Here is a 598-nt window from a genome sequence, read left to right as displayed (position 1 = left end):
GGCGGGTCTCGTCGCGGAGGGCGGACACGGCGGCGCGGAGGACGGGGCGGAGGCCCTTGCCCTTCGGTACGCCGGTGATGGCGCGTTCGTACAGGCGCGCGCCCTCCTCCAGGACCAGCTCCGTGTCCATACCGGCCGGGATCTTGATCTGGGCGTGGTGGCGCCAGGTGGTGACCGGGTCGCTCCAGGCCTCCACGGTGTACGTCCACCGGCCGGGTTCGCCGGGCGTGACGGTGGCGCCCCAGCGGTCGGAGCCCGGGGCGAGCTCCCGCATCGGGGTCCATGGACCGGGGCGGCCGTCCGGGTCGTAGAGGACGGCGTTCGCGGCGACCGCGTCGTGGCCCTCGCGGAAGACGATGGCCGAGACCTCGAACGCCTCGCCGGTGACCGCCTTGGCGGACCGGTGGCATGGCGGGGCTGGTGTGCAGCTCAAACAGCGTGACGTCCTCGACGTCGGCGAGGTGGCAAGCCGCGCTCCAGGACCTGCACTCGACCTGCGCGCCACGGACCGAACTTCGCGGTGATCTGGGCCATGTTCAGGAACTCGGTGGAGACGGTGGAGGCGATCGACGCGGGCGCGACGGTCGCCACGCACCTG

Annotated in this window: 1 protein-coding gene; it reads right to left on the bottom strand. The window is 72.9% G+C overall.

Translation table 11 applies throughout. The annotated features are described in order from the left end of the window. Positions 1-433 (bottom strand): maltotransferase domain-containing protein (locus ACNFOC_RS55045; protein WP_416966403.1); only part of this gene is annotated, 433 nt, incomplete at its 3' end. Between the last annotated feature and the right edge of the window lie 165 nt (positions 434-598).

Source organism: Streptomyces colwelliae (assembly GCF_048158785.1).
In the GTDB taxonomy this organism is placed as follows: domain Bacteria; phylum Actinomycetota; class Actinomycetes; order Streptomycetales; family Streptomycetaceae; genus Streptomyces.
Note: the sequence above shows the minus strand (reverse complement) of the source record. Positions and strands in the feature narration are given on the sequence as shown.